6 protein-coding genes are annotated in these 6000 nt (G+C 71.0%); 5 read left to right on the forward strand and 1 reads right to left on the reverse strand.

Features of this window, described 5'->3' with window-relative positions; all coding sequences use genetic code 11:
* Positions 1-52 precede the first annotated feature (52 nt).
* The gene (locus COGEMETH_RS09710) at positions 53-1468 is read left to right on the forward strand and encodes a dicarboxylate/amino acid:cation symporter (protein WP_373875335.1); all 1416 of its coding nucleotides are present in this window, start codon (positions 53-55) and stop codon (positions 1466-1468) included.
* A gap of 7 nt (positions 1469-1475) precedes the next feature.
* Positions 1476-2378: an ROK family protein gene (locus COGEMETH_RS09715; RefSeq protein WP_238182378.1), complete on the forward strand. Its 903-nt coding sequence runs from the start codon at positions 1476-1478 to the stop codon at positions 2376-2378.
* Between the two features lie 12 nt (positions 2379-2390).
* On the opposite strand, the gene COGEMETH_RS09720 is transcribed toward COGEMETH_RS09715, so the two are convergent.
* The gene (locus tag COGEMETH_RS09720; RefSeq protein WP_238182379.1) at positions 2391-3458 is read right to left on the reverse strand and encodes an NAD(P)H-dependent flavin oxidoreductase; all 1068 of its coding nucleotides are present in this window, start codon (positions 3456-3458) and stop codon (positions 2391-2393) included.
* Between the two features lie 167 nt (positions 3459-3625).
* On the opposite strand from COGEMETH_RS09720, the gene COGEMETH_RS09725 reads away from it, so the two are divergent.
* The 3 genes from COGEMETH_RS09725 to COGEMETH_RS09735 form a co-directional block, all read left to right on the forward strand.
* Complete coding sequence (locus tag COGEMETH_RS09725) at positions 3626-4546, forward strand: bestrophin family protein (protein ID WP_238182380.1); 921 nt, start codon at positions 3626-3628, stop codon at positions 4544-4546.
* A gap of 61 nt (positions 4547-4607) precedes the next feature.
* A complete protein-coding gene (locus COGEMETH_RS09730) occupies positions 4608-5609 on the forward strand; it encodes an ArsR/SmtB family transcription factor (RefSeq protein WP_238182381.1) in 1002 nt (333 codons plus the stop codon).
* A gap of 66 nt (positions 5610-5675) precedes the next feature.
* The coding region (locus tag COGEMETH_RS09735) for a methylenetetrahydrofolate reductase (protein WP_238182382.1) at positions 5676-6000 on the forward strand (325 nt) is incomplete at its 3' end.

The raw sequence follows: 6000 nt of genomic DNA on the forward strand, positions 1-6000 counted from the left end.
CTAGCTTGCCCCAAAATCGGGAGGGTGCACGGACTCGTGCATGGATAATCACATGGCGCAGATGACCCAAGCAGCGGCGACGCACGGAGCGCCCGCGGCGCAGCCGGCCGTACACGAGCCCTGGTACAAGGTGCTCTACATCCAGGTCCTGATCGCCATCGCGCTCGGCATCCTGCTGGGTTACGTCAGCCCCGACTGGGGCAAGTCGATGAAGTGGCTCGGCGACGGCTTCATCGCCCTGATCAAGATGATGATCGCGCCCATCATCTTCTGCACCATCGTGCACGGCATCGCCTCGATCGGAGACCTGAAGAAGGTCGGCCGCGTCGGGCTCAAGGCGCTGATCTACTTCGAGGTGGTGTCCAGCTTTGCCCTGCTGATCGGCATCGTCGTCGGCGAGGTGGTCCGGCCCGGCGCCGGCTTCGGGGCCGACCTGTCCAAGCTCGACGCCAAGGCGGTCGAGGGCTACGCCAGCAAGGCGGCCAACGATTCCACCATCGCGCACATTCTCGGCCTGATCCCCAAGAGCTTCTTCGACGCCTTCGCCACCGGCGACCTGCTTCAGGTCCTGCTGATCTCGATCCTCACCGGCTGCGTGCTGACCGGCATGGGCAAGCGGGGCGAGGCCATCACCCACGGCATCGACTCCGCGGGACAGGTGTTCTTCCGCATCATCGGCCTGATCGTGAAGCTCGCCCCCATCGGCGCCTTCGGCGCGATGGCCTTCACGGTCGGACAGTACGGCATCGGCAAGGTCGTCGACCTCGCCTGGCTCGTCGGCACGTTCTACACCACGTCGCTGCTGTTCATCGTAGTCATCCTCGGCGGGATCGCGGCCTTCTGCGGCTTCTCGATCTTCCGGTTCCTCGCCTACATCAAGGACGAACTCCTGATCGTGCTCGGCACCTCCTCCTCGGAGACGGTGCTGCCACACATGATGACCAAGATGCGCCGGCTCGGCGCCTCCGATTCGGTCGTCGGCCTCGTCATCCCGACCGGCTATTCGTTCAACCTCGACGGCACCAACATCTACATGACGCTCACCACGCTGTTCCTGGCGCAGGCGGTGGGCGCGGACCTGACCTTCGGGCAGTACGCGACGATCTTCCTGGTCGCGATGCTGACCTCCAAGGGCGCGTCCGGCGTCACGGGCGCCGGCTTCATCACCTTGGCGGCGACGCTAGCCGCCATTCCCGGCAATCCGGTGCCGGTTGCGGCGATGACCCTGGTGCTCGGCGTCGACAAGTTCATGTCGGAGTGCCGCGCGCTCACCAACCTGATCGGCAACGGCGTCGCCACCGTGGTCGTCTCGCGCTGGGAGGGCGAACTGGACGTCGCCAAGCTCAACGAGGTGATGGCCAACCCATTCTCGATCGGGACGCACATCTCCGACGACTCGCCCCAGCCGATGGCCACGGACGATCCCGCGTCCAAGGTGGGCGCGCCGAAGATCGCCGCGGCGGAGTAGGCCGGACATGGCCGGGGCCCTGCGCCTCGGCATCGATCTCGGCGGCACCAAGATCGCCGGGATCGTCCTCGATCGCGAGGGCGCCGTCCGGGCCGAGGGGCGGGTGGTCGCCCCCCGCGGCGACTATGCTGCGACGCTGCAAGCGCTCGCCGCCCTCGTCGCTCGCCTCGAAGGCGACGCCGGCAGCCGGTGCAGCGTCGGGCTCGGCATGCCCGGCGCGGTCTCCCCGGCGACGGGCCTGATCAAGAATGCCAACTCGGTCTGGCTTAACGGCCAGCCCTTCGTGTCCGATCTGGAGCGCCTCCTCGACAGGCCGGTCCGCGCCGAGAACGACGCCAACTGCCTCGCAGTGTCGGAGGCCGTCGACGGCGCGGGCGCCGGGGCGGAGGTCGTCTGGGCCGTGATCCTCGGGACGGGCGTCGGCTCAGGTATCGCCCTGAACGGGCGGGCCCTGTCCGGCCGCGGCCGGATCGCCGGGGAATGGGGGCACAACCCCCTGCCGAGCCCGCGCGACGACGAACGGCCGGGGCCGGCCTGCTATTGCGGACGCAGCGGCTGCATTGAGACGTGGCTTTCCGGCCCCGGCCTCTCCGCCGCTCACGCCCGGCGGACCGATTCCGGCCTCCCGGGCGAGGCGATCGTCGCCGCGATGCGGGCGGGGGATGGCGAGGCGCAGGCCACGATCGCCGCCTATCTCGACCGCCTGGGGCGCAGCGTAGCCTACGTCGTCAACATCCTCGACCCAGACGTGATCGTTATCGGCGGCGGCCTGTCGCGGGTGCCGGAACTGATCCACGGCCTTCCCGCGGCGACCGCTCCGCACGTCTTCTCGGACGCGTTCGACACGCCCATCCGCGCGAGCCTGCACGGGGACGCGTCGGGCGTGCGGGGTGCGGCCTGGCTCTGGTAGGCCGGAGCCGACCTATGCCGGGAACCGCGCGCGCACCAGGTCCGCCCCTTTCGCGAGACGCCGCGTCAGGTCGCCGGCGCCCATCGGGCGGGCCAGCGACGCAGCCTGTCCCGACCAGAGGGGCGAGAAATCGCCCGAGCCCTGCGCCTCCGCGGCGTTGCGCAGGGGCTGGAGGGCAGGCGCCGCCCGCGGAAAGGCCGGCGCCTGCGGATCCATCGGGCCGAGGTCGCGCAGGGCCCGATTCAGCAAGCCCCGCGCCGGCCGGCCGGTGAAGACGTTGGTCAGGGCCGTGTCCTCGTCCCGCGCGGCGAGCAGGGCGGCACGATGCGGCTCGGAGATGCCGGCCTCCGGGCAGAGGAGATAGGCGGTGCCGACCTGGGCCAGGGTGGCGCCGAGCACGAAGGCTGCCGCGACGCCGCGGGCATCCGCGATGCCGCCGGCCGCGATCACCGGCAGACGGACCGCGTCGACCACCTGCGGTACCAGCGCCAAGGTTCCGACCTGTCCGGCCACGTCCTCCGTGAGGAACATGCCGCGGTGTCCGCCCGCCTCGGACCCTTGCGCGATCACGGCGTCCACGCCCCGCTCGGCGAGCCAACGCGCCTCCCGCACCGTGGTGGCACAGCCGAAGACCAGGCAGCCGGACGCCCGGACGGGGGCGAGCAGCGCGTCGTCGGGCAGCCCGAAATGGAAGCTGACGACCGCCGGCCGGAGCTCCGCCACGAGGGCGGCCATCGCGGCATCGAAGGGCACGCGCTCAGGGGTGGTCACGGGTGCATCGGTGTCGAGGCCGAACTCGGCGTAGTAGGGCGCGAGCCGCCCCCCCCAGGCGGCCTCGCGCTCCGCGTCCGGCACCGGGCGCCGATGGGCGAAGAAATTCAGGTTGAACGGCCGGTCCGTCACGGACCGCAGGGCGACGACCTCCGCGCGGACCTGATCCGGGCTCATCGCGGCGCAGCCGAGCGAACCGAGGCCGCCGGCCGCCGAGACCGCATGGGCGAGCGCGGGCTTCGGGCCGATCATCGGAGCCTGGACGATCGGGTGGGACAGACCCAGCCGTTCCGAGAGATCGCCCGACATTCCCGCTCCTCCGCCCGTGCCTTGCGAATCAGCATCCCGTCGAGGCCGGATCGGGCCATGCGCCGAACGCCCGAAGGCATCAAGCCCCGGCGTGGACAGCCCTTGCTCCACTGCAGGCCGAGCGGTGTAAAGCGGACCGACCGACCGGTCGTGCCGAATGCCGAATCATGATCATCCGACCGCGCCCGGGCTTCCTCGCGATCCTGTTCACCCTGCGGGGGTCGATCCTGCCGCGCATCGCGCCGAAGGTGCTCGCCATCGGCGTGATCGCCTGTGCCGTGGTGGCCGCCGAGCGGCGCTGGCCGGAGGCGTTTCCGGTCTCGGCCGGCATAGGCCCGTTCACGCTGATCGGCCTCGCCCTCTCCATCTTCCTCAGCTTCCGCAACAACGCCTGCTACGAGCGCTGGTGGGAGGCGCGCAAGCTCTGGGGCTCGCTGATCGTCGAAGTCCGCGGCCTCGCGCGCCTCCTGCCGGCCCTGCTGCCGGGACCGGAGCACGAGGCCCTGCGCCGCACCGCCCTGAGGCGTCTGTCCGCCTTCGCCCACGGCCTGCATGCGCGGCTTCGCCAGGGGGACGAAGCCCAGGCCGCCGGCCCCTGGCTGACGCCGGCGCAGGCAGCCCTGCTCGCGGGCCGGCCGAGCCCGACCGATGCGGTGCTGACCGGGCTGTCGGCCGACCTCGCAGGCGCGATGCGGGCGGGCGCCCTCAGCGACATCCTGTTCGGCACCCTGGAGCGGAAGGTCTCGGAACTGTCGGCGATCCAGACCGCCTGCGAGCGAATCCAGGGCACGCCGCTCCCCTTCGCCTACACCCTCCTGCTCTACCGCACCGCCTGGCTGTACTGCCTGCTGCTGCCCGTCGGCCTCTCGGCCTCCCTCGGCTGGGCCACCCCGGTCGCGGTCATGCTGGTGGCCTACACCTTCTTTGGCCTCGATGCCCTCGGCGACGAACTGGAAGAGCCCTTCGGCCTGGAGCCCAACGATCTGCCGCTCGACGCCCTGCTGCGCTCGGTCGACCGCATTGTCCTCGACGCCCTGGGCGAGCCCCTGCCGCAGCCGCTGGAGCCCGAGAAGTACTGGCTGCACTGAGGCTTGGCTGCCTCGAAAAAGCCGCTTGCCTCCCTGCACGAACAAACATAAAGATATCTTTATGTCTCTCGATCGCGCCAGCCTTACGGCCCCGGTCTCGTTCCCCGACGCGCTGGGCGTACTCCGTGCGGCAGCCGAGGAGACGCGCCTGCGCATCCTGGCGCTGCTGTCGGACGGGGAGTTGTCGGTCTCCGACCTCACCGACATCCTCGGCCAGTCGCAGCCGCGGATCTCGCGCCATCTCAAGCTCCTGGTCGAGGCGGGTCTGGTCGAGCGTCACCGCGAGGGGGCCTGGGCCTTCTTCCGGCTGTCCGAGCATCGCGCCGGACTGGTCGATCCGCTGATCGCCGGCCTGGAGCGCGGCAGCGCGCCCCTCTCCGAGGACCGGGCCCGGCTCGAAGCCGTCCGGACGCAGCGCGCCGAGACGGCGCAGACCTTCTTCGCCCGGCTGGCCCCGAAATGGGACCAGTTGCGTTCCCTGCACGTGCCCGAGGCGATGGTCGAGGCCGCGGTGCTGGAGGCCCTGGGGCCCCGGCCGATCCGCAGCCTGATCGACCTCGGCACCGGCACCGGCCGCATGCTCGGGCTGCTGGCCCCGCGCGCAGGCCGGGCCACGGGGCTCGATTCGAGCCACGCCATGCTCTCCGTCGCGAGAGCGAACCTGGAGCGGATGGGCCTGTCGCGGGTCGACCTGCGCCAGGGCGACATCCACGCGCCGCCCTTCGGCCGCGGCAGCTTCGACCTCGTGCTGGTGCATCAGGTGCTGCACTACCTGGACGACCCGGCCCGGGCCCTGCGGGAGGCCGCCCGCCTCGTCGCGCCGGGCGGCCGGATGCTGGTGGTCGACTTCGCGCCCCACGACCTCGAATTCCTGCGCGAATCCCAGGCGCACCGCCGCCTCGGCTTCGCGGCCGAGCAGGTCGCCGGGTGGCTGGAGGAGGCCGGCCTCGGCACGGTCGAGACCCGCGATCTTGCACCGACCGAGCAGGCCCAGCTCACCGTCACCCTGTGGCTCGCCACGGACGGGGCCGCCGCCACAGAGGCGGAACGCGCCGTCGCCTAGACACGGCGCCCCGGCCCATCCATTCCGAAACCATCGTCTGAACCGACCGACATAGAGGACGACGCCATGCCCCGCCCCCCCCACCGCGCCAGCCGCGACGGCTACCACCCGATCCGGGTCTCGATCGAGTTCTTCCCGCCCAAGAGCGAGGAGATGGAACGCATCCTGTGGTCCTCGATCGAGCGCCTCGCGCCGCTGGGCCCCAAGTTCGTCTCGGTCACCTATGGGGCCGGCGGATCGACCCGCGAGCGCACCCACAACACCGTGGCGCGCATGGTCACCGAGACCAGCCTCAAGCCGGCGGCCCACCTCACCTGCGTCAACGCCACCCGCGAGGAGATCGACGCGGTGGTGCAGTCGTACTGGGATGCGGGCGTGCGCCACATCGTGG

Origin of the sequence: Methylobacterium trifolii (assembly GCF_022179685.1) — a bacterium.
Classification (GTDB): Bacteria; Pseudomonadota; Alphaproteobacteria; order Rhizobiales; family Beijerinckiaceae; genus Methylobacterium; species Methylobacterium trifolii.